At 59.9% G+C, this 22,051-nt stretch carries 21 protein-coding genes and 1 pseudogene; 10 read left to right on the top strand and 12 right to left on the bottom strand.

Going from position 1 to position 22,051, the window contains the following annotated elements:
• The first annotated feature begins 90 nt into the window (after positions 1-90).
• Positions 91-1,255, top strand: a pseudogene (locus ACUTSC_RS02980) (serine hydrolase domain-containing protein).
• Complete coding sequence (locus tag ACUTSC_RS02975) at positions 1,246-2,463, top strand: MFS transporter (protein WP_197767179.1); 1,218 nt, start codon at positions 1,246-1,248, stop codon at positions 2,461-2,463. The pseudogene ACUTSC_RS02980 and the gene ACUTSC_RS02975 overlap by 10 nt, the downstream one beginning before the upstream one ends.
• Here ACUTSC_RS02975 and ACUTSC_RS02970 read toward each other — a convergent pair.
• Positions 2,390-3,265 carry an alpha/beta hydrolase fold domain-containing protein gene (locus tag ACUTSC_RS02970; protein WP_197767180.1) on the bottom strand — a complete coding sequence of 292 codons (876 nt, stop codon included), beginning with the start codon at positions 3,263-3,265 and terminating at the stop codon, positions 2,390-2,392. The genes ACUTSC_RS02975 and ACUTSC_RS02970 overlap by 74 nt on opposite strands.
• A gap of 148 nt (positions 3,266-3,413) precedes the next feature.
• Here ACUTSC_RS02970 and ACUTSC_RS02965 point away from each other — a divergent pair, with 148 nt between their 5' ends.
• From ACUTSC_RS02965 to ACUTSC_RS02955, 3 genes are all read left to right on the top strand, one after another.
• Complete coding sequence (locus tag ACUTSC_RS02965; RefSeq protein ID WP_197767181.1) at positions 3,414-4,163, top strand: DeoR family transcriptional regulator; 750 nt, start codon at positions 3,414-3,416, stop codon at positions 4,161-4,163.
• A gap of 12 nt (positions 4,164-4,175) precedes the next feature.
• Entirely contained in the window at positions 4,176-5,243 is a 1,068-nt protein-coding gene (locus ACUTSC_RS02960; protein ID WP_197767182.1) for an oxidoreductase, read from the top strand.
• Between the two features lie 113 nt (positions 5,244-5,356).
• The gene (locus ACUTSC_RS02955) at positions 5,357-6,751 is read left to right on the top strand and encodes an MFS transporter (protein WP_197767183.1); all 1,395 of its coding nucleotides are present in this window, start codon (positions 5,357-5,359) and stop codon (positions 6,749-6,751) included.
• Here ACUTSC_RS02955 and ACUTSC_RS02950 read toward each other — a convergent pair.
• From ACUTSC_RS02950 to ACUTSC_RS02925, 6 genes are all read right to left on the bottom strand, one after another.
• Positions 6,736-7,275 (bottom strand): dihydrofolate reductase family protein, encoded by a 540-nt coding sequence (locus ACUTSC_RS02950; RefSeq protein WP_197767184.1) that lies wholly within the window; start codon positions 7,273-7,275, stop codon positions 6,736-6,738. The two genes, ACUTSC_RS02955 and ACUTSC_RS02950, sit on opposite strands and share 16 nt — an antisense overlap.
• Positions 7,275-7,676 carry a VOC family protein gene (locus ACUTSC_RS02945; protein WP_197767185.1) on the bottom strand — a complete coding sequence of 134 codons (402 nt, stop codon included), beginning with the start codon at positions 7,674-7,676 and terminating at the stop codon, positions 7,275-7,277. The genes ACUTSC_RS02950 and ACUTSC_RS02945 overlap by 1 nt, the downstream gene beginning before the upstream one ends.
• A gap of 141 nt (positions 7,677-7,817) precedes the next feature.
• A complete protein-coding gene (locus ACUTSC_RS02940) occupies positions 7,818-8,012 on the bottom strand; it encodes a ribbon-helix-helix protein, CopG family (protein ID WP_004928567.1) in 195 nt (64 codons plus the stop codon).
• Between the two features lie 80 nt (positions 8,013-8,092).
• Positions 8,093-8,881, bottom strand: coding sequence for a fused MFS/spermidine synthase (locus ACUTSC_RS02935; RefSeq protein ID WP_197767186.1), 789 nt, complete (start codon positions 8,879-8,881; stop codon positions 8,093-8,095).
• Between the two features lie 30 nt (positions 8,882-8,911).
• A complete protein-coding gene (gene fabZ, locus ACUTSC_RS02930) occupies positions 8,912-9,367 on the bottom strand; it encodes a 3-hydroxyacyl-ACP dehydratase FabZ (protein WP_033648284.1) in 456 nt (151 codons plus the stop codon).
• A 189-nt stretch (positions 9,368-9,556) separates the two neighbouring features.
• Complete coding sequence (locus ACUTSC_RS02925; RefSeq protein WP_197767408.1) at positions 9,557-10,051, bottom strand: TIGR00645 family protein; 495 nt, start codon at positions 10,049-10,051, stop codon at positions 9,557-9,559.
• A 215-nt stretch (positions 10,052-10,266) separates the two neighbouring features.
• Here ACUTSC_RS02925 and ACUTSC_RS02920 point away from each other — a divergent pair, with 215 nt between their 5' ends.
• Entirely contained in the window at positions 10,267-10,929 is a 663-nt protein-coding gene (locus ACUTSC_RS02920; RefSeq protein ID WP_197767187.1) for a CPBP family glutamic-type intramembrane protease, read from the top strand.
• Between the two features lie 22 nt (positions 10,930-10,951).
• Here ACUTSC_RS02920 and ACUTSC_RS02915 read toward each other — a convergent pair whose 3' ends face one another.
• Positions 10,952-11,245 carry a SelT/SelW/SelH family protein gene (locus ACUTSC_RS02915; RefSeq protein ID WP_004928553.1) on the bottom strand — a complete coding sequence of 98 codons (294 nt, stop codon included), beginning with the start codon at positions 11,243-11,245 and terminating at the stop codon, positions 10,952-10,954.
• Positions 11,246-11,363: 118 nt separating this feature from the next.
• A complete protein-coding gene (locus tag ACUTSC_RS02910; RefSeq protein ID WP_197767188.1) occupies positions 11,364-12,602 on the bottom strand; it encodes an FAD-dependent oxidoreductase in 1,239 nt (412 codons plus the stop codon).
• A gap of 191 nt (positions 12,603-12,793) precedes the next feature.
• Between ACUTSC_RS02910 and ACUTSC_RS02905 the strand changes: the two genes are divergently transcribed.
• The 3 genes from ACUTSC_RS02905 to adhP all read left to right on the top strand — a co-directional run bounded on the left by ACUTSC_RS02905 (position 12,794) and on the right by adhP (position 16,098).
• Positions 12,794-13,579 (top strand): sulfite exporter TauE/SafE family protein, encoded by a 786-nt coding sequence (locus ACUTSC_RS02905; protein ID WP_443002518.1) that lies wholly within the window; start codon positions 12,794-12,796, stop codon positions 13,577-13,579.
• A 16-nt stretch (positions 13,580-13,595) separates the two neighbouring features.
• Entirely contained in the window at positions 13,596-14,885 is a 1,290-nt protein-coding gene (blh, locus tag ACUTSC_RS02900) for a bifunctional sulfur transferase/dioxygenase Blh (protein WP_197767410.1), read from the top strand.
• 196 nt (positions 14,886-15,081) lie between these two features.
• On the top strand, positions 15,082-16,098 hold the full coding sequence (adhP, locus tag ACUTSC_RS02895; RefSeq protein WP_004928541.1) for an alcohol dehydrogenase AdhP: 1,017 nt from the start codon (positions 15,082-15,084) through the stop codon (positions 16,096-16,098).
• Positions 16,099-16,150: 52 nt separating this feature from the next.
• Here the strand turns inward: adhP and exaC are convergent, their stop codons facing one another.
• A complete protein-coding gene (gene exaC, locus ACUTSC_RS02890; protein WP_110157812.1) occupies positions 16,151-17,671 on the bottom strand; it encodes an acetaldehyde dehydrogenase ExaC in 1,521 nt (506 codons plus the stop codon).
• 275 nt (positions 17,672-17,946) lie between these two features.
• Here exaC and ACUTSC_RS02885 point away from each other — a divergent pair, with 275 nt between their 5' ends.
• On the top strand, positions 17,947-19,722 hold the full coding sequence (locus tag ACUTSC_RS02885) for a sigma-54-dependent Fis family transcriptional regulator (RefSeq protein WP_107226169.1): 1,776 nt from the start codon (positions 17,947-17,949) through the stop codon (positions 19,720-19,722).
• A gap of 37 nt (positions 19,723-19,759) precedes the next feature.
• Here the strand turns inward: ACUTSC_RS02885 and ACUTSC_RS02880 are convergent, their stop codons facing one another.
• Both ACUTSC_RS02880 and ACUTSC_RS02875 read right to left on the bottom strand, forming a co-directional pair.
• The gene (locus ACUTSC_RS02880) at positions 19,760-20,758 is read right to left on the bottom strand and encodes a colicin-like pore-forming protein (RefSeq protein ID WP_197767189.1); all 999 of its coding nucleotides are present in this window, start codon (positions 20,756-20,758) and stop codon (positions 19,760-19,762) included.
• A 304-nt stretch (positions 20,759-21,062) separates the two neighbouring features.
• Entirely contained in the window at positions 21,063-21,980 is a 918-nt protein-coding gene (locus ACUTSC_RS02875; RefSeq protein WP_197767190.1) for a transporter substrate-binding domain-containing protein, read from the bottom strand.
• Positions 21,981-22,051: the final 71 nt, after the last annotated feature.

Here is a 22,051-nt window from a genome sequence, read left to right as displayed (position 1 = left end):
TATGAAAGGAAATCTAGCCTGTTTTTCCGTTAATCGCCACGCTCTATGCTCGGTGGCGACAGCATGGGCTGACTACCTGGAGCAATAAAGATGAGTGAATACGGATCCTCCACCAACGCGATCGACGGCGCGATAGAGAAAGCCTTGCGTGAAAAACGATTGGTTGGCGCGGTCGTTTTGGTGGCGCAGGGCGGTGAGATCGTTTACCGACGCGCGGCGGGCATGGCAGATCGCGAAGCGGGCAAACCGATGGCGTGCAATACGCTGTTTCGGCTGGCTTCGGTGTCCAAACCGATCGTGTCCACGGCGGCGCTGGCGATGATGGCGGGAGGAGACATGCAGTTGGACGATCCCGTTACCCGCTGGCTGCCGGATTTTCGTCCGCGACTGGCGGATGGCACCCAACCGTTGATGACGCTATGGCATTTGATGACCCACACAGCCGGATTAAGCTACCGTTTTTTCCAGCCGGAAGGGGGATTTTACGCTCAGTCGGCGGTCTCCGACGGCATGGATGAGGCGGCGGTAAGCCTGCAGGAAAATGTGCGGCGCATCGCTTCCTCGCCGTTGTTGGCACCGCCCGGCGCGGAGTGGCGCTATTCCATCGCCACCGATGTGTTGGGCGCGGTTATTGAACGCGCGAGCGGCCTGCCGCTGGCGCAGGCGGTCAAAATGGGTGACCGGGCCGCTGGCGATGACGGATACCGATTTCCTGGCGGTGGACGCCGCGCGTTTGGCGGCCGCATACGCCGACCATCCCGGCGAGCCGCGCCGCCTGCGCCAGCCGGATCGTTTACCGTTCATCGACGGCAGCGCCGGTTTTCATCTGTCGCCGGCACGTGCGCTGGATCCGCAGGCGTACGCCTCCGGCGGTGCCGGCATGGTCGGATCGGCCGAGGATTTCCTGCGTCTGCTGGAAGCGTTGCGTCAGGGGGGCGGGCAGGTGCTGCCGGCTGATTGGGTGACGGCGCTGGCCACCAACCAAATCGGCGATCTGCCGATGCCGTTTTGGCCAGGGCGCGGCTTCGGCCTGGGCATCACCGTGCTGAAAGATCCCGTCGCAGCGCAAACGCCGGAGTCTGTGGGCAGTTGGCGAATGGGCGGCACCTATGGCCACTCGTGGTTCGTCGATCCTGCCCGGCAGCTCAGCGCGGTGGCGTTTACCAACACGGCGCTGGAAGGGATGTCCGGCGCCTTTGTCGGCGAGATTTGTCAGGCGGTTTATGCCGCCACGGGAGTGCCGTCATGGGCCTGATGCCACCGATTTTCTTCATCGCGCTGGGGCTGTTCGGCGTTTACTGCATCGAGTTCGGCGTGGTGGGTATTTTACCGCAGATCATCGCGCGCTATGGCATCTCCACGGCGCAGGCCGGCTGGCTGGTCGGGATCTTCGCCCTGACCATTGCACTGCTCGGGCCGCTGTTGGTGCTGTTGGCATCGCAATTCAATCGCAAACGCATGTTGTTGATCGCGTTGACCGTGTTTGCGGCGGCCAGCACGCTGGCCGCTCAGGCGGACAGCTTTGCCATGCTGATGCTGCTGCGTATTTTGCCGGCGTTGTTTCATCCGATCTACTTTTCACTGGCCATGGTGGCGGCCGCGGCGCTTTATCCGCCGCATCTGGCCACCAAAGCAACCGCTTATGCGTTTATCGGCACCAGCATGGGGATGGTATTGGGCATACCGCTGACGCAATGGATCGCCGGGCAGTTCAGCTATGAGGCGTCGTTCCGGTTTTGTGCGTTGGTAAACCTTCTGGCGGCGCTGGGATTGCTGTGGCGCTTGCCTGATGCGACCGTGCAGCGCCTCAGCTACGGCAAGCAGTTGGCAATCCTGCGCAGCGGCACGCTGTGGTTGAATATCACTACCTGCGTGCTGATCTTTGCCGCCATGTTTGCCGTCTACGCTTATGCAGCCGAGTACCTCAGCCGTGAAATCGGCCTCAGCGGCGGCGTCATCGGCTGGCTTCTGGTGGCGTTCGGGGTGGGCGGCGTTGCGGGCAACCTGTTGGCCGGCAAGGGGTTGAGCCGCCATCGCGCAGTGACGGTGCTGCTGCATCCGATAGCCTTGATGGCGGCCTATGCGCTGCTGTATCGCTACGGCAGCGCGAATATCGGCTCGATGACGGCACTTTGTCTGTATTGGGGGGCGGCGCACACCAGCGGTTTGATCGTGACGCAGGTCTGGCTGACCTCCGAAGCGCCGCAGGCGCCGGCGTTCGCCACCGGGCTGTATATCGCCTTTATCAACCTGGGCGTGGCGGTGGGGTCGCTGGTGGGCGGTTGGTTTATCGCTGCCTGGGGGCTACAGGGCAGCCTACTGTGTGGGGCCATGTTTGCCGCACTGGCGGCGATCGCGATCGCCGCCAGGCTGTGGCTGCAACGGCAGGCTACGCTTGCGTTGCGTCAATCATCGCCATCACCTGCCGAAACATCGCGCTTTCCGCATCGGCCAGTTCGTTGACCAACGTAAAATGATTGCAGTGGCGATCGGCCAGCAGCTGGACGTCGAGGCCGCGCGCCAGGCAGGCGTCATAATAGGCCTGCGTCTGGTTTTTAAACCCTTGGGTTTCCCGCTGGCCGACGTCGAGCAATATCTGCGGCGCATGTTCCTTCGCCGGCAGCAAAAACAGCGGGCTGAGGGTTTGCGCCTGCTCGGGCGTCAGGTGCAGCCAGTCGTTGATGTAGATATCGCACAGCGGGCGCAGATCGTAGAGACCGCTCAGCGCCAGCGCGCCTTTGATCGCGTCGGGCGGCAGGCGATAGCGTGGTTGCCAGCCGTCGGCGATCAGCATGCCGCACAGGTGGCCGCCGGCCGAACTGCCGCTGACGAAAATGCGTGCCGGATCGATGCCGAAAGGCGCCCCGTGATGATAAAGCCAGGCGACGGCGCTGCGCACCTCGTGCACGATCTCCGCCAGCGTCGCTTCCGGCGCCAGCGTGTATTCCAGCGTGGCGACCGCCACGCCGCGGCGGGCAAACGCGGCGGCCATCGAACAGGCTTCCTCTTTGCGCTGCGAATGCCAGTAGCCGCCATGAATAAAGATCAGCAGCGGGGCGGGCTGCGTGCAGGCCGGGAACAGATCGAGGCGCTCTGCGGCGCTCATGCCGTAGCGCAGGTCGTAAATGCCGGGCGTCTGTGCCCTGGCGCGCTGGGCCAGCGCGGCGTATTCCGCCATGCAAGCGTCAAAGTCTTCCACCGAAGCGCGGGCGTTGTATTGCACGGCGCGCGCGCTCAGGTCTTCAAACGTCAGATCGATGCTCATCACTTCTCCGGATTGTTATGCGTTATGCCTTCATCATCGTCCCGCAGGCGAAAAGATGTTTGATCTCCGGTGCGCATCATTGCGGCTTCTCTGATGCTGTTTTCTGCTGTATATTGCTGTTTTATGCTTTTTACTGCGGAATAAACCCATGCACAAAGCGGCACGACAGCGCCATTTACTGGATTTGCTCAGCGAACGCGGGCAGGCGGCGGTGGCAGAATTGGCCGGCGCCATCGGCGTTTCGGTCGATACCGTGCGCCGCGATCTGGCCGATCTCGAGCGGCAAGGGTTGGCGCAGAAACATCACGGCGGGGCGATCGCGCTCGAACCGTCCGACATGCCGCGCCAGGCGCGCGCGGCGCTGTTGCCGCAGGTCAAGCAGCGGCTCGGCCGCGCGGTGGCCGCGCAGATCCCGCCCGGCATCACCCTGATGCTGGATGCGGGCAGTACGCTGCTAGCGGTAGCGCAGGCGCTGCGCGGGCCGGCCACGGTGATCACCGCGTCGCTGGATATCGCGCAGTGCCTGAGCGACAGGCCGGAGATCAACCTGATTCTGCTTGGCGGCCAGTGGGATGCGCGCCAGCGGCTGTTCGCCGGCGGCGCCACCCTGGCGTTGCTGGCGCGCTACCGCGCGGACATTGCCTTGCTGGGCGCCTGTGCGGTGCATGCGCAGCTGGGGCTGAGCGCCGGCGAGGAGGCCGATGCCGAGGTCAAACGCGCCATGCTGGCTAACAGCGGCGAGCGCTGGCTGGTGGCCGACCATATGAAGCTGGATCGCTGCGAACCGCATCACGTTGCGGACCTGGCGCAGATCCAACGCCTGTTTACCGATCGCCCGTGGGACAACCTGGACGAACAGTCATTGATTGAACTTTGTGTCGTCGCCGACGACCGCTAGAGGAGAACACTGATGAACGATACCGCTCGACCGTTGCAGGTGGCGCTGATTGGCTACGGCTTTGTCGGCAAGGCGTTTCACGCGCCGCTGATTAACGCGGTGCCGGGGCTGGAACTGAGCGTGGTGGCTTCGCGCGATGCCGCCAAGGTGCATGCCGATCTGCCGCACGCGCAGGTGATCGCCGACCCGCTAGAGGCTATCCGCCGGCCGGAGGTGGATTTGGTGGTGATCGCGTCGCCGAACGATACCCATGCGCCGCTGGCGCTGGCCGCGCTGGAAGCGGGCAAGCACGTGGTGGTGGATAAACCCTTTACGCTGGATTTGGCGCAGGCGCGCATGCTGATTGCGGCGGCGGAAAAACACGATCGCCTGCTGTCGGTGTTTCAGAACCGCCGCTGGGACAGCGACTACCTGGGTGTGAAGCAGGTGATTGAACAGGGGCTGATCGGCAAGGTGACGCACTTTGAGTCGCACATCGATCGCTACCGCCCTGAAGTGCGGGTGCGCTGGCGCGAACAGAATCTGCCGGGCAGCGGGCTGTGGTTTGATCTGGGGCCGCACATGGTCGATCAGGCGCTGCAGCTGTTCGGTTTGCCGCACAGCGTGCAGGCCAACATCGCTACGCTGCGCCCCAACGCGCAGGTTAACGACTGGGCCCACGTGGTGCTCAACTACCCGACGCACCGCGTGATCCTGCACGGCAGCATGCTGGTGGCGGGGGGCGTGGCGCGCTTTACCGTACACGGCGAGAAAGGCAGCGTGGTCAAAGCGCGCGCCGACGGGCAGGAGAGCCAACTGCTGGCCGGCGTGACGCCGGGCTCGGCGGAGTGGGGCAAAGACGACGACGCGATGAGCCTGTTTATCGGCACGGAGCCGGTGCGCACGCTGCCGACGCCGGATGGCGATCAGCGTCAGTATTACGTCCAGGTGCGCGACGCGCTGCGCGGCGCCGGCGCCAACCCGGTTACCGCTGCGCAGGCGCTGGCGGTGATGGCGGTGCTGGAGGCGGCCACCCTGGCGGCGGAAACCGGCGTCACCCAAACCCTGCCGCTCACCGAGGCGGAGATCGCCGCCTGGTAACGGCTCGCGTCAGATAAGGCGTCAGACGCATGGATACAGTGCATGCCGTGCGTCTTCCGCCATCCCAACCCCTGGCATAGGCTAACCCTCAGTCTATGTCAGGAGTGTTTATCATGTTATCCCATCCTTCGCCGCAGGGCGTCCGCGGCACATTGGCCGCACTGTCTCTGAGCATGCTGCTGTCATCGCTCGGGATCAGCATCGCCAACGTCGGGCTGCCGGCGCTCGCCACCGCGTTCCATGCTTCGTTCCAGGCGGTACAGTGGGTATTGCTCTGTTATTTGCTGGCCGTCACTACCTGCATCATCGGCATCGGTCGCTTGGGCGACAGCCTTAATCGCCGCCGCCTGCTGCTGGCGGGTACCGCGCTGTTTACCGCCGCTTCGCTGGCTTGTGCGCTGGCCCCGCAGCTTTGGCTGCTGCTGGCGGCGCGCATGGCGCAGGGGTTGGGGGGCGCGGTCATGATGTCGATCGCCATGGCGCTGGCGGGCGAAGCGCTGGGCACGGAAAAAATCGGCCGCGCGATGGGTCTGCTCGGCACGATGTCGGCAGTGGGCACTGCGTTGGGGCCGTCGTTGGGCGGCGCGCTGATCGCCGGTTTCGGCTGGCGGGCGATGTTTCTGATCAATCTGCCGCTGGGCCTGTTGGCGCTGTGGCTCACCTGGCGATACTTGCCGGAGGGGGCACGCCCGGCAGCGCGCCAGGAACCGTTCGATCGCGCCGGTACGCTGCTGCTGGGCGGCGCATTGCTCTGCTATTCGCTGGCGATGACCCTGGGGCGCGGCAATTTCGGCGCGCTCAACCTGGCGTTGATGCTGGGGGCCCTGTTGGCGGGGGCGCTGTTCATCGGCGTGGAACGCCGCGCCGCATCGCCGCTGTTGGCGCCGACGATGTTCCGCCATCCGGCCCTGACGGCGGGGCTGGCGGCCAGCGCACTGGTGATGACGGTCATGACCGCTACGTTGGTGGTCGGGCCGTTCTACCTGTCACGCGCGCTGGGGTTAAGCGCTGCGCAGGTCGGGCTGGTGATGTCGGCGGGGCCGGCAATGGCGATCCTGACCGGCATTCCGGCCGGTTATCTGGTGGATCGTTTTGGATCGCAGCGCATCGCCCAGTTTGGGCTGGCGGCGGTGGCCGCCGGTGCGGCGTTGCTGTCGCTGCTCAGCCGCGCCGGCGTGCTTGGCTATGTGGCACCCATCGCGCTGCTGACCGCCGGCTATGCGCTGTTTCAGGTGGCCAACAACACCATGCTGATGAAGGATCTGTTTCCTGAAAGGCGCGGTTTGATCGCCGGAATGGTCAATCTGGCGCGCAATCTCGGGGCGATCACCGGCGCTTCGGCGATGGGGGCGCTATTCTATCTGGCTTCACAGCGGGTGGCGGGCGCGGCGGCCGCCGCGGCTTACGGGATGCAGGTGACTTACGGCGTGGCGGCGCTGTTGGCGCTGGCGGCGTTGCTCATCGCCTTCGGCGGCCGCCGACTGATGCTGCGTTACGACGCGCGCTGAACCGCGTAGCGTTCTTGCACGAAGCCGTTGTCCGAGGGAGTGACGGCGAGCAGGCGCAGGCGCTGCTCCGGGCCAGCGGCGCCGAACAAGGGAATGCCGCCGCCCAACAGCAGCGGCACGCGCGTGATAGTCAGCTCGTCGATCAACCCGGCCTGCAGGAAGCGCTGCACGGTCTGGCCGCCGTCGATATACAGGTGACGGCAGCCTTGAGCGGCCAACTGCGCCACGATGGCCGCCGGTTCGCCAGTCATCCAGCGAACGTGCCCGGTATCTTGTTGTGCGGGCGGCTGCGTCGACAGCACCACCACCGGCAGTTCGCCATAGGGCCACTCGGGAAAGGCGCGAACTTTGTCATAGGTATGGCGCCCCATCACCAGCGCGTCGATATCGGCGATAAACGCCTCATAGCTTAGCCCGTTGAGCAATGAAACCGCGTACTCGGGCCGCAGCAGCCAGTCGATGTCGCCGCCCGCGCCGGCGATGAAACCGTCCACGCTGGTGGCGATGTAAACCGAACATTTCATCAGGCGAGATCTCCCCGGTACACCACATGCACCTTGTTGCCGTCGGGATCGCGCAGGTAAGCGCCGAAATAGCCTTTGCCGTAATGCGCGCGTTCGCCGGGCTCGCCTTCACTGCTGCCGCCCGCCAGCAGCCCGGCGGCGTAGGCGCGTTTAACCTCCAGCTCATCGGCGGCGAGAAACGCCAGCATGCTGCCGTTGCCAGCGCTGGCGGGCTGCCTGTCGAAGGGTTGGTAGGCGTAGAAACGCGGCAGCGTTTGGCCCGGCCTCACCCAGCAGCGGGCTGCGGGGCCGCCGTCCGGCGTCACTTCTCGCCGCTGTAATCCCAGCGGCAACAGAATGGCGTCGTAGAAGGCGGTGGCGGCGTCCAGATCGCTGACACCGACGGTAATATGGCTGAACATGGCGCTTCCTTTCCGAAGAGAGAGTATGAACGGAAACAGTAGCAGCGATATTGCAGAATGGACAGACCGCAACGGAGGATTCGGATTAGGGACGCGCGCAGGGGCAAAGCGCGCTTCACGGTATGCGGGACAGGCTGCCGTTCAATTGCTTTCGACACGCGGATTGGCGTGAGTCGGTTGGCTGGGATAGTCCACCTGATGCTTGTGCAGATAATCGCGGATCAGCTGGCGCACCACCTGGGAAGGGGTGACGTCCTGCTGCAGGCACAGTTCTTCCAGGGCTTTCTTCTTGTCCGGGTCAATCAGCACCGTTAGCCGCGCCGTTTTCTTTTCCATCAGGATCCTCCAGAGAATGATAACTGAATGATAATACCACGTGGGCGAAGCGGCCAGCCAGACCGCGTCGCCGCACGTCTTTAGCGGAAATGCAGCCGCTCTATTTTACGCGACAGGTAGCCGAGTTCGCAGTTGAACAGCTCGCCGCTGCCGGCGGCCAGGTTGCGCAGCGCGCTCAGCGGTAACGTCACCTTGGCCGGCGTAGCGTAAATGATCACGTTGCCGCTGGGGGCGATGCAAAACAATACGGTGCCGAATATCCGGTGCAGGCTGTGGTACAGCAGGCTGCTTTCGTCGGGCAGATCGTGATAATTCAGCACCAGCCAACCGCCGTCATTCAGCCGCGCGGCGCAGTTTTCCAGGAAGGTCTGGGTGCCTTGCTGCGGATCCATGGCGAACGCCGAATAGAGATCGGAGAAGATCAGATCGTAACGCGTCTCGGCGGGCGGGCGCACAAAGTCCATGGCGTCGGCGGTGCGCAGGCTGATGGTGTCGGTGGCCGGCAGCGTAAAATAGCGGCGCGCGACGGCGATCACCGCAGCGCGCAGCTCGACGACGTCGAGGCGCATCGCCGGATCGAGCGCGTGCAGCGCACGCAGCAAGCTGCCGCCGCCCAACCCCAAAATCAACGCCGAGGCCGGCGGCTGCCAGGCCACCGCCATCAGCATCGCTTTGATGTAGTTGTGGATCGGCTGCGCGGGGTTGCTGAGGCTCATCTTGCTCTGTTCGCAGATGCCGTCAAACCGCAGCGTGCGATAGTCCTTGTGGTCGGAAACGATGATTTCGCCCCAGGCGTCGGTTTCGCGAGCGATCACCTGGCCGCGCGGAGAGAAATCGAGGGTTTTGAGTAAGCTGTCAACCAGAGACATGGTATTCGCAGGGCTCCTTCGGCAAGCGGCCTATTTACGGGCGCACATGAAATCGGCGGTGCAAATGCGCCGGCCGTCGATGCTGGCGCGGCCGGTAAAGCGGGCGATCGCCCCACGGCGGCGTACAAAGGCGACCTCCATCAGCACCTGGTCGCCGGGGCGGGCAGCACGATAAAACCGCGCGCGCTGAATGGCCGCGAAATAGTAATGCTCCCCTTCGTTCAGCGCCCCGAGATAGTAATGCGCCAACAGACCGGTGCTTTGCGCCAGCGCTTCCACCAACAGCACGCCGGGAAAACCGGCGAAGTGCGCGTGGCCGTTCCAGAACGTTGGCTCATTGGCGGTGATGTTCTTGATGGCGCTCAGCCTCCCTTCGGCAATGCAGGTGCCGGCGGGCAGCACGCGATCGACCAACAGGCAGGGATAACGATGAGGCAAAATCGCCTGAATATCGTTGAATTGCAGGGGGTGACCAGTCAATGGCATGAGAGAGCGTGATCCTGTCTGCGGCGAAACCGGTGCGAGGGCCGGCGTTCAGTCCATGATGAGTGTAATAACATTATAATAAAATTATCATCAGATGTGCCAGATGAAAAAAACGACGGCGGAGAAACAGACGAAGAAGGGAGCGTGAGGGAGGCACCCGATCATGACGACCGGGTGTGGCAGTGCGTTTTAGTGCTTGGAGCGGGTCACTTTATCCAGATAGCCCATCACGAAAGCGGACAGCACAAAGGTAAGGTGGATGATCACATACCACATCAGCTTGTTGTCCGGCACGTTCTTGGCGTCCATAAACACCCGCAGCAGATGAATGGAGGAGATGGCGACGATGGAGGCGGCGACTTTGTTTTTCAGCGAGGTGGCGTCCATTTTGCCCAGCCAGCTCAGCTTTTCTTTCCCTTCGGTGATATCCAGCTGCGAGACGAAGTTTTCATACCCGGAGAACATCACCATGACCAACAGCCCGCCCACCAGCGCCATGTCGACCAGCGACAGCAGGGTCAGGATCAAATCGGCTTCGGCGACAGAAAAAATGTTGGGCAGGACGTGCAGGATCTCCTGAAAAAACTTGATCGACAGGGCGACCAGGGCCAGTGAAAGGCCGACATAAACCGGTGCGAGCAGCCAACGGGAGGCGTACATCGTGTTTTCGAGCAAGCGTTCAATCATAAAATTGTTATAAATGCGTGGCAAAAAGGGCGCCCAGTATAACGCAGGTGGCCAGGGCGAAATCAACCACGTGCCAATGGCTTGGAGAAATTTGCGAATGCACGTTCGCTTCGAACGGGTTCATGACAATGATATCGCATGGGGATAAACTGCCGCGGTCTCTTGCCTTGCTACCGTTTCGTCAAGCGCTGCTCAAAACTAAGGATGGTTATATGGTCGATAATGCGTTTATCGCGAGAACGCGAGCCGTTAATGGCTGCTTTTCCATGTTTTTGCTGATGTTCCTGATTACATTCATTCCGTTGTTCATTGAGAACAGAACCGCCTTGATGCGACAAGGGCTATTGCTGCCGTTGCTGTACGGAATAGAATTTGTCGCTATCTTTTCGTTATACCTGCTCTTTTTCCGCCGTAGAGAAGGATTGGGCAAAGGCGAGGTTAAGCGCAACGATTTTGCGCTGCTGCTGTTCGCGCTGTTGGTGATTCAGTTTATTTTCCCGCGTTTGATGGGCGTGGAAAAAACGGAAACCTGGGTGATGGAGCAGGTGGCATTGCCCGGCGAGATTTTGGCGCTCAATGCCGCTTTGTTGGTTTTCGTCGTCCCCGTCTATGAAGAGATCGTATTTCGCGGCTGTCTGTTTAACGCACTGATGTATTGGTTTAACGATAAGGTGCTTTGGGCTGCGTTAACGGTGTCTGTCATCTTTGCCGTTTTGCATACCCAGTACACCGATTGGCGCACATTAGCAGCCCTGGTGCTCATCTCGCTGGTGTTAACGGCCGCCAGAGTGAGATCCAAAGGGATCTATTTGCCCATTGGGCTGCATATGACCATGAATGGCGTCGTGATGGCGGCCAGCTATGCGTTAAATTGAAGCTGTGCTTGCCGCCGGATGTTCAGTGCCGAGCTTTCTTACCGTCGCTGTGGCCGAGAGAGCGATCGGGGAAGCTGTGATCGCGCAGCCGCTGCTTCAGCTGCGCCGCATCGGGGAAGCCGCCGTCAATCTTGCGATCCCAAATCATCACGCCATCGACGCTGATTTGATAGACCCCGCCGGTGCCCGGCATCAGGGTGACGGAGGCGAGATCGTCGCCGAAGGTATTGAGCAGCTCTTGCGCCATCCAGCCGGCGCGCAGCAGCCAGTTGCATTGTGAACAGTAGTGGATCGTCACTGCGGGGGCATTTTTCATCGATGATCGACCGGTAGTGGTAACGGCTTGCAATCAGCCTGAGGGACCTGCAAGCGATGGTGGCTTTGTCTCGCCGAATAGTCAAGCGTCTGCTGCGGCCAGAGCGGCCGAGTGTGCGTCATGGCCGCTTGCTGCCGGCAAACCATTCAACCCCACGCAGCATGCCCGCCCAATAAAACCGGGGTAAAAACCAGGCTTTGAGCCACCAGGCCAGCCGGCTGGGCTGGGTTGCGTCGAGCAGGGGAAACGTGGGCAGCAATTTACCGTCATAGCCAAACTCCGCCAGCACAACTTTGCCTTTCTCGACCGTCAACGGACAGGAACCATAGCCATCATAATGGGCAGTGAGAGGCGCGCCATGAATCAGCGCAGCGAGGTTTTCCGCCGCCACCACCACCTGCTTTCGGGCTGCCGCCAGGGTTTTGGCGTTTGGCGTTGAGCAACAGTCGCCTACCGCAAAAATATCCGGCCAATGCTTATGCTGCAGCGTCAATTTATCCACATCGCACCAGCCGGATCCCTCAGCGAGCCCGCTCTGAGAAATAAACGCCGGGGCCGATTGAGGCGGCACCACGTGGAGCATATCGAAGGGCAGGGTTAACTCGCGTTTTCCCTCTTCATTTGTCTCTACGGCAAATGTTGCTTGCCGATTCTGGCCATCAACACGGATTAAATGATGATTGAAATTGATCTGTGCACGGTATTTTTCCAAATACTCGCTCAGCGGGGGGACAAATTGCGGAATACCGAAAACCGCCGCGCCCGCAAGGCAGAAATTGACGTTAATATTATTCAGGATGCCTTGACGGCGCCAGTGGTCGCATGAAAGGTACAAGGCTTTTTGCGGTGCGCCGGCACACTTTATAGGTAGCGTCGGTTGAGAAAATATCGCCTGGCCTCCTTTCATTTCCCGGACCAGTTTCCAGGTATATTCGGCAAGATCAAAGCGATAATTAGACGTGACGCCGTTTAATCCCAGCGTGTCTTCAAGGCCCTCTATTTTATCCCAGCGTAAGACGAGGCCGCACGCAACAATAAGAAAGTCATAGTTTATTTTCTGACCTTGGCGGGTCTCGATGTATTTCTGACGGGGCTCAACCCTGACAACGCTATCCTGTACCCATGCGGTTCCTGCGGGCAGGACAGCGCGCATGGAGCGCCGTGTTTTATTGATATCAAAGAGCCCGCCGCCCACCAGGGTCCATGCCGGTTGATAATAATGACAGTCGTTAGGCTCCACGAACGTTATATCAATGTCTTTAACTCGCTTCCTTATGCTTGCCGCGATACCTATTCCGGATGAGCCGCCGCCAATAACAACGACGCTTTTCTGGGTATTTATTTTTTCTGGTTTCATGCAGGCCTCCTTTCATAAGAAAGTAGGGGGTTGCCGTCCAGATGAAAAGCGAATTTATAGAACTTGTGGTTATATAAAAAATCATATATTCCATTTTGCTATATGTAATAACAAAACGAAATAAGTTATTTGACATTGCCAGTGAACTGATCGTTAATAATTGGCATGAGCATCATTAAGGGATTAACACAGTGGATTTTTTCCATTTCAGTTTTTATATCGTGATGCTGTTAGTGATCACCGGGGGAATTGTGGGATTTCTCCTGGCCCTGACCGGCGGCGGCGGATCAATCGTCTGCGTGCCATTATTGCTGTATATGGTGAAAGTGCCGGATACGCATTTGATTATAGGAACCAGCGCCATGTCGGTGGCCATTAACGCGCTGATTAACCTGGCCGCGCACGCTGCCAAAGGCAACGTCAGGTGGCAGACCGGGTTTGTCGTTTCGCTGGTCGCTGTCATGGGCGCTCTGGCGGGATCTCAGATGGGAAAAATCACGGACGGACACTACTTAACCCTGCCTTTCTCCCTGTTGATGCTGGTTGTCGCCGGATTGACGCTGAAAAGAAATCACCTTGCCGACACCCCCTTGTCGTCCCCCCATTCTGCCGTTCATCCCGCCATCGTATGGCCTGGCGTCCTGGCCCTGGGCGGGCTGGCGGGTTTTCTGGGCATTGGCGGCGGATTTTTGGTTGTGCCGGCGCTGGTCTGGTTTTTCCGCTTCTCGATGGTTGAGGCGGTGGCAACTTCACTGGTGGTCGTGGCGGCCATGGGGCTATCGACCAGCGCCAGCTACGCCATGTCCGGAAAGGTCTCGATCGCCATTACGTGCTGGCTCATCGTCGGCGGCGTTCTGGGGGGCGTGGTAGGGGTGGCGCTCGCCGATCGCCTGAAAAAACGCGAGGACATTATCAATGTGCTCTATGCCGCCATGCTCCTGGCACTGGCCCTGTATATGTTATTTAAAAGCCTATGAAACAGAAGGAAAAAACATGCGCATTCGCACTTACCACCCTCAGCTCTCCTTTTCGGGCGCGCCTGAAGCGAGTGATTTCAAGGCGCTGTCTCAACAGGGCTACCGCCTTATCGTCAACAATCGGCCGGACGAAGAGCCGGGGGAGTATCTTGACCATCAGCAAGAGAAAGCGTTGGCTGAACAAGGGGGAATGCGTTACGTCTATCTCCCTTACACGTTCGATACGCTGACCTGGGAGACCGTTTACACCTTCCAGTTTCTGCTGCGGCAAGGCCGGAAGACCCTGGCGCACTGCAGGAGCGGGGCTCGCTCTGCCTGCCTTTCCCTGCTGTATGCGCTGCGCGAAGGTCAGATAGATGAAGCGCAATTTCGCCGCCAATGCGACGAATACGGCGCGGACGCCGATAAGGCGCTCAGCTGGTATGGCAAGCATCGGTCCGCGTGGGCCACAGCGGAAGTTCACGCGTTTTATGAGCCGGAAAGCGGCAGCCTGCAGTATGTGGTTGCCGATCCCGAGGCGCGCCGCTGTGCGATTATCGACCCGGTGCTGGATTTTGACCGCCGATCGGGCACGGTCTCGCATCAACAGGCCAACGACATTCTGAATTTTATCCATCAACGGGGGTGGGGAGTGGCCTGGGTGTTGGATACGCACCCGCACGCCGATCATTTTTCGGCCGCCACCTGGCTGGCGCAGAAAACCGGCGCCTTCACCGGCATCGGTGAAAAAATTACCGCCGTTCAGGGGCTGTGGGAAGAGATCTATAATTTAAAAGACCTGCCTGCGGCCAAGACCGTCTGGGATGTGCTGTTCGCGGACGGGGACGTCTTTTTTATCGGCAACCTGCGCGCTGAAGTCCTGCTGTCTCCCGGGCACACGCTGGCTTCCGTCACTTATTACATTGCGGATGCGGCGTTTATCCACGATACGTTCTTCATGCCGGACAGCGGTACCGCAAGGGCCGATTTTCCTGGCGGCAATGCGGAAGCCTTGTGGGAGTCATTGCAACGGATCTTGAGCCTGCCGGCAGATACCCGCCTGTTTACCGGCCATGATTACCGCCCGGCGGGGCGTGAGGCCCGCTGGGAAAGCACCGTGAGAGAGCAGCGCGAGAACAATCCCTGGGTGGTCAACATGGATAAATCCCGGTTCGTTGCGCAAAGAAAACAGCGGGACGCCACGCTGCCGCACCCGGAACTCATGCTGATGGCGCTGCAGGTCAATATTCGCGGCGGCGTTTTGCCTGACTGTGAAGACGATGGGCAACACTATCTGAAAATCCCCGTGAATCGATTTAAGGGGTGAATCAGGTCATGGCGGCGCCAGCGAACAGGCAAATCATTCGCCTGGGATCGCGCCGTCTGTTAATTGTTTTTTATGAAATAATCATGCTGATTCATATTTAATTATTTGTTTTTACACAAAACACGCGGCGCTTGCCCTCACTGAATACAGTCACTACATTAACAACTGTACTTCCCATTCTGCTAAGGAAAACACCATGAAAGCTGCCGTAGTGACGAAAAACCATACTGTAGACATTCAGGATAAAGTGCTGCGCCCGCTGAAACACGGCGAGGCGGCATTGAAAATGGAGTGTTGTGGGGTGTGCCACACCGATTTGCACGTGAAAAACGGCGATTTCGGCGAGGTGCCGGGCATTACGTTGGGGCATGAGGGCATCGGCGTGGTCTCCGCCGTCGGTGAGGGCGTCACCTCGTTAAAAGTGGGTGACCGCGCCAGCGTCGCCTGGTTTTACCAGGGTTGCGGCCATTGCGAATACTGCGTCAGCGGCAACGAAACCCTGTGCCGTTCGGTGAAAAACGCCGGCTACAGCGTTGACGGCGGCATGGCGGAAGAGTGCATCGTGGTGGCGGACTACGCGGTGAAAGTGCCGGACGGGCTCGATTCTTTCGCCGCCAGCAGCATTACCTGCGCCGGCGTCACCACCTACAAGGCGGTGAAGATTTCCGATATCAAGCCGGGGCAGTGGATCGCCATCTATGGCCTGGGCGGGCTGGGCAACCTGGCGCTGCAGTACGCCAAGAACGTGTTTAACGCCAAAGTGATCGCCATCGACGTCAACGACGGCCAGCTGGAGTTCGCCAAACAGATCGGCGCCGATCTGACCATCAACTCCAAAACGCAAAACGCGGAGGAGATCATTCAGCAGCAAACCGGCGGCGCTCACGCGGCGGTGGTGACGGCGGTGGCGAAAGCGGCTTTCAACTCGGCGGTGAATGCGGTGCGCGCCGGCGGTAAAGTGGTGGCCGTGGGGCTGCCGCCGGAGAGCATGGATCTGAGCATTCCGCGCCTGGTGCTGGACGGCATTCAGGTGGTGGGTTCGCTGGTGGGCACGCGCGAAGATCTGAAAGAGGCGTTCCAGTTCGCCGCCGAAGGCAAAGTGACGCCGAAAGTGACCAAACGGCCATTGGGCGATATCAACGCCATCTTCGACGAGATGAAGGCGGGCACCATTCGCGGTCGCATGGTGATCGATCTCGGCATGGCGAAATAAGCATCGCTAAAAAAGGCCACCCGCGGGTGGCCTTCTTGCTGTTACGCCCTAATCAGAACAGGCCCAGCGGTTTGGCGTCGTAGCTGACCAGCAGGTTTTTCACCTGTTGATAGTGCGACAGCGCCGCCTTGTGGGTTTCGCGCCCGATGCCGGAGTTCTTGTAGCCGCCGAACGCGGCGTGCGCCGGATACAGGTGGTAGCAGTTGGTCCACACGCGCCCGGCCTTGATCGCACGTCCCATGCGGTAGGCGCGGTTGATGTCGCGGGTCCACAGCCCGGCGCCCAGCCCGAACTCGGTGTCGTTGGCCAGCGCCAGGGCTTCGGCCTCATCCTTGAAGGTGGTGACGCCAATCACCGGCCCGAAGATCTCCTCGCGGAAGAAGCGCATGCTGTTGTTGCCGGTAATCAACGTCGGCTGCAGGTAGAAACCGTTTTGCACTTCGTCGCCACGCTGGGCGGGTTCGCCGCCCACCACGATTTTGCCTCCCTCGTTTTTAGCGATGTCGATGTAGGACAGGATCTTGTCGTACTGCTGTTTTGACGCCTGGGCACCGATCATGGTCTCGGTGTCGAAGGGATCGCCCTGGCGGATGGTGGCGATACGTGCCAGCACTTTCTCCATAAACTGCGGGTAGATGGATTCCTGGATCAACGCGCGTGAAGGGCAGGTGCAGACCTCGCCCTGATTGAAGAAGCCCAGCACCAGCCCCTCAACCGCCTTGTCGATAAACTCCGGCTCCGCCTGCATGATGTCTTCAAAATAGATGTTCGGCGATTTGCCGCCCAGCTCGACGGTGCTGGGGATGATGTTCTCCGCCGCACAGGCGAGGATATGGCGGCCGACCGGTGTGGAGCCGGTGAACGCGATCTTCTCAATGCGTTTGCTGCGCGCCAGCGCTTCGCCGGCCTCGGCGCCGAAGCCTTGCACCACGTTGAGCACGCCCGGCGGCAGCAGATCGCCGATCTCTTCCATCAGCACGCTGATGCCGAGCGGGGTCTGTTCCGCCGGTTTCAGCACCACGCAGTTACCGCCCGCCAGCGCCGGCGCCAGTTTCCAGGCGGCCATCAGCAGCGGGAAGTTCCACGGAATGATCTGGCCGACCACGCCCAGCGGCTCATAGATGTGGTAGGCCACGGTGTTCTGATCGATCTCCGCCGCGGTGCCTTCCTGCGCGCGCAGGCAGCCGGCGAAGTAACGGAAATGGTCGACAGCCAGCGGCAGATCGGCATTCAGGGTTTCGCGGATCGGTTTGCCGTTGTCCCAGGTTTCGGTCAGCGCCAGCATCTCCAGCCGCGACTCGATGCGATCGGCGATCGCCAACAGCACGTTGGAGCGCTCCTGCACGCTGGTTTTGCCCCAGGCATCCGCCGCCGCGTGCGCCGCGTCGAGTGCCAGCTCGATGTCTTTGGCGTCGGAACGCGGGAATTCGGCGATCGGCTGGCCGGTCACCGGCGAGGTGTTGGTGAAGTAGTTGCCGGATACCGGTTCGACGAATTTGCCGCCAATGTAGTTGCCATAGCGTTTGCGGAACGAAACCAGCGAGCCAGGCAAACCGGGGTGGACATATTTCATGTGAAGCACCTCTCTGCAGATGAAAATCAGCGCTATTGGGCTGCGCCTGTGAGTGCGGCATACCGCCGCAGCACGGAGAAGCACGGCGCGTGCCAGATTAACGAGGGGCGAGGGTGCTCATTAAAAGACTTTATTTATTAGAGCGTTAAAAATGGGTATAGCTTAGCGAATCGAGCGGATCCACCGCCGTCGATGTTTTTTTGTGTCCCGTGTCGCAACGCCTGATACACATTCGTGATACATATTTGCAACACTCGCGAACGGGGGAGAAACGCATGTTGCCTGACGACCGCTTGCCCACCGAGGGCGCCAGTTTGTTGACCCACCCGCTGGCGGAATCCTGGCAGCGCAGCCGGGGCTACGGCCTGACGCGCGCCGATCAGCATATCTCGTTCATCAAAGCCGGGTTGCTCGATGAGCTGCGCAGCCGCAACGACTGGGTACCGCAACGGGTACAGCCGCTGATCGAGCAACTGGGCGCAAAAATTACGCGCCAGCCGGCCATTGTGGTGATCGCCGACGCCGATGGGCTGGTGCTGGAAACCCGCGGCAACACCGACTTTCTGCACAAGGCGTCGCGCTTTGCGCTGGCGCCCGGCAACCCTTGGGGAGAAGCGGAGCGGGGCACCAACGCCATTGGCACCGCGCTGGCGCTGGGCGCGTTCTGTGAAGTGCGCGGCGACCAGCATTACCTCAACCAAAATGCCGGATTGAACTGCACTGCCGCACCGATCTACCGGCCGGATGGCCGCATTGCCGGGATATTGGATCTTTCCGCACCCGCGCAGCGGCCGTACCGCGATGCGCGGCACCTGATCATGCAGGCGGTGCGACATATCGAACACCGCTGGGTCAGGAGCGCGATCGCCGATCGTCACTGGACGCTGCGCCTGCATGCCGACGCCGGTAGCCTGGGCAGCGCGCAGGAGCTGCTGCTGGTGTTTCACGACGAAGTGTTGGTCGCCGCCAATCGGCTGGCGATGCTGGAGTTCCAGCTCCCACCGGCCGCATTCGGCTCGGTTGAGTTTGCCCAGCTGTTCCCCGATCTGCTGCGACAGCCTTCCGGCGCACCGCACCAGACGCTGGCCGGCAATCAACGGCACTATTATTCGCTGCTCGAGGCGCCGCAGCGCCGCATCAGCGCCCTGCGTTCGGCACCGCCGGCGGAAAGGCATGACGAACAGCATCAGAAAGCGCTGCGGATCCTCAATGCCGGCCTTTCGCTGTGCGTGACCGGCGAAACCGGCTGCGGTAAAGAGCACTTCAGCCGACGCCTGTTTCAAGAGAGCCGCTGGCGCAACGGCAACTTCGTGGCGATCAACTGCGCGGCGCTGCCTGAGCCGCTGATCGAGTCCGAGCTGTTTGGCTATGCGCCGGGGGCGTTTACCGGCGCCAACCCGAAAGGGTATATCGGCAAGATCCGCGAGGCGGACGGCGGCGTGCTGTTCCTCGATGAAATCGGTGACATGCCGGCGGGCCTGCAGACGCGCCTGCTGCGGGTGTTACAGGAAAAAACGGTCACGCCGCTCGGCAGCCGCAGCGCTTATCCGGTCGAATTCGCGCTGGTCTGCGCCACGCACCACGATCTGTCTCGGCAGGTACAGGCGGGGGCGTTTCGCGAGGATTTGCTGTACCGCATACAGGAATACAGCCTGCGCATTCCGCCGCTCAGAGAGCGGGCGCAGCTGGAGGCTTTCATTTTGCAGCTGTGGCGAGAGCTGGGCGGCGAGCGGCGCGACATTCGCCTGCTGCCGGAGGCGCTGGCGATGCTGGCGCGGTATCCATGGCCCGGAAACGTGCGGCAGCTGTTGAGTACGCTCAAGGTGCTGCTGGCATTGGCGGACGATCATGCGGTGCTTACCTTGGACGATCTGCCGCAGTCCATCGCGGTGTTGGCGCCGCGCCAGGAGAACGCCGATACCGACCTGGGAGAGCTGCAGGCGGCGATCGACAGGGCGGGCGGCAATCTCAGCCGGGCGGCGAAGGCGCTCGGCGTTTCGCGCAGCACGCTGTACCGCAAGCTGGGGAGGCAGAAAGCAGCGGCGGAATGAAACCAAAGAAAAAGGCGGCAATTGCCGCCTGATGTGCTTAATAAGCCGAAGGAATGAGCTCGCGATTAAGTTTATCCACCAACTTGTCGTCGATGAGCGAACTTAACAGGCTAATCGCGATGATGCCGGCAAAGGTGAGCGCTGTCAGCACTAATCCTGACAAAGAAAATAAAGAGAGCGTCGTGGCCAATATCCCTAACGCGACACCAGAAGCCAGTCCACTAATGGCCATGGATTCAACTTCAAGCAACAGGGGCTTCCAGTCGCCCGTGGCATAACCTACCAGGCTTTTCTCCCGAATTTTCTCTACTTTCATTGCTGCATCTGCCACTTTGAAAAACTTGCCAACGTTACTCAGCTTGCTTGCCATGTCATTGGCATTAATATTTCGCCAGGCATTGAGCAACGCTTCTTTATCTGCAGGTTTAACCTTCATGTTGGGATTAGCCAGCACTTTTTCTAGTGATTTCATTGCGTCATCAAGGGTGCGTATTCTCTTGCCCTGGAAGTTTTTAATATCGCTCGCGATCTCATTGGCGAAGTCTTGATAGCGCTTGCCGAGATGCTGAGCGATTTCTTTGGCTGAGTCGGCAACGATAGCCGATGCAGATAACAAAAACTCTTTGTCTCTTTTCTCTTGGGCTTCTCGCTTTTTTTTCAACGCATCGGCGAAATTTGCTCGATTCATACCGCTAAATTGCGCGAATTTGGTCATGTGGATTTTTTTTGCAGTCTTCATATCACCGGCTCTTATCGCATCGCGCAACAATTGGTATGACTTTTCCGTTTTGATATAGGGACAGTTTTTCTTACCACAGACCAAGCAAATGTCGTTATCCAACAGCTCTTTGGTTTCTTCGGAAAGTGATGTGTCACCTGTTGGCCAGACAACCAGAGTTTCTTCCGCACCACCAATGCTGATGCCGGTAGTCGGCCATCCCCAACTTTCACCGCTCCAGACCAGACCCGCTTCAGGCGCTATGCCACCGTTGTAACGGTAGGGATCATAATTGATAGTTGAACTGTGTTTCTTCATGTTGATTCCTTAGATGTTAGCAATAAAGTACTGTATTAATAAACAGTAAATGGGAATCTACATGCGGCTAGGTCAGAACTCAATAATTGATAATAATTATCATTTGTGTTGTTTTTGGCACAAAACTGTCTGAAAATTAACGGTAATGGAAGGTGGAGGATCGGTAGCGATTAACAGGAAAAAGCTTTAGGTAGCAGGCAACAGGCAAGACAAACAAAACAAATAGAGGGCTATCTGGGAATATTCGACAGGCATAGTATCGAGCGGTTCATCAAAGCCCCGCAGTACGGGGCATGTTGCTCTCTCAATCCCCCAGGCCCGGCGGGTTAATCTCGGAATGGGCGATCTTCTCGTCGCTCTCCGCCCAGCGATCCAGCACCTGCAGATAGCTGCCGTTGGCGATGGCGCTGTTGAGCGAAGCCTGCACCGCGTCCACCAGACCGTTGCCTTTCTTCAGCGTGACGGCGATGTTGGCGGTCTTCGGCCAGCCGCCGGGCACGATGCCTACCAGCCGGGTTTTGCCGGTCAGCCGCGCCTGGTAAGCGCCGGAGACGTTGGGCCCGAAGGTGGCGTCGGCGCGGCCGGACTGAATGGCCAGCGTGGAGGCGGCCTTGTCGGTGACGTACACCGGCTGCAGCGGCGCCAGCCCCTTGGCGCGGTTCTCCTTGTCCCAGGCCAGCAGCACCGCTTCCTGATTGGTGCCGGAATCGACGATGATTTTTTTACCGGCGATATCCGGCGCCGTTTTGATCTGGGTGATTTTACTGTCGGACTTGACGTAGAAGCCCAGCGTATCCTGGCGATAGGTGGCGAAATCGAATTTGGTCTTGCGTTCGTTGGTCACGGTGATGTTGTAAACCGCAGCGTCATATTTGCCGGAGGCCACTCCCAGCGGCCAGTCTTCCCACGAGGTGGGCACCAGCTTGAGTTTCAACCCCAAACCGTCGGCCACCAGGCGCGCGATGTCCGCCTCGCTGCCGATCACCGTTTTATTGTCGCGGGCATAGAGGCCGAATGGCGGGCCGCTGCCTAACAGCGAAATGGCCACCGTCAGCGTGCCGGGCTCCACGAACTTGAAACCGGCGGGGATTTTGGCGACCGCCTCGGCGTTCTTCACCGTAGGGATCGGCGTTTCGTTGGCGACGAGATCCACGCCCGGTGCGGCGGCGGCGGAAAAACTCAGCAGCGCCGCCATCACTATCATCTTTTTGCTATCTATCATTATGTTAATTACCTTCATTATTATGGATGTCACAGGGTGGTTGCACTATCTCTAAAGGCTGCAGATCTGTG

This window comes from Serratia sp. TSA_105.2, assembly GCF_052692115.1.
Note: the sequence above shows the minus strand (reverse complement) of the source record. Positions and strands in the feature narration are given on the sequence as shown.